This is a genomic window from Pseudostreptobacillus hongkongensis (genome assembly GCF_001559795.1).
Lineage (GTDB): Bacteria > Fusobacteriota > Fusobacteriia > Fusobacteriales > Leptotrichiaceae > Pseudostreptobacillus > Pseudostreptobacillus hongkongensis.
Map to the genome: position 1 here is coordinate 1 of NZ_LOHY01000038.1, position 329 is coordinate 329.

1 protein-coding gene is annotated in these 329 nt (G+C 32.5%); it reads left to right on the forward strand.

The genetic code is table 11. The annotated features are described in order from the left end of the window. Positions 1 to 33 precede the first annotated feature (33 nt). On the forward strand, positions 34 to 329 hold a 296-nt coding region (locus AYC59_RS08250), incomplete at its 3' end, for a DUF2971 domain-containing protein (RefSeq protein ID WP_169792207.1).

The window sequence follows — 329 nt, forward strand, 5'->3', positions numbered from 1 at the left end:
GTTTAAGCTAGTTGTTTTGCTAAGGAACCAGACATATTACGTCAGTGGAGCGCGTATGCAGAAGGTGGTAAAGGTGTTTCGAGAGGTTCTGATTCAAAAAAAATACCAAAAGATGATAATTTATCAATCAGAGAGGTAATATATATTGAAGATATAGATCCTGATGAAATAGGAGATGATGCACTAGGTCTGGAAAGTACGACTAAGACTATAATTAAAGAAGAAAATATTGTGAATAAAGATGAACAAATAGAAGTATTGTTACATGAATTGATCCCTGACTTGGTAAAATATAAAAATCCTGCATTTAAAGAAGAAACAGAAGTTAG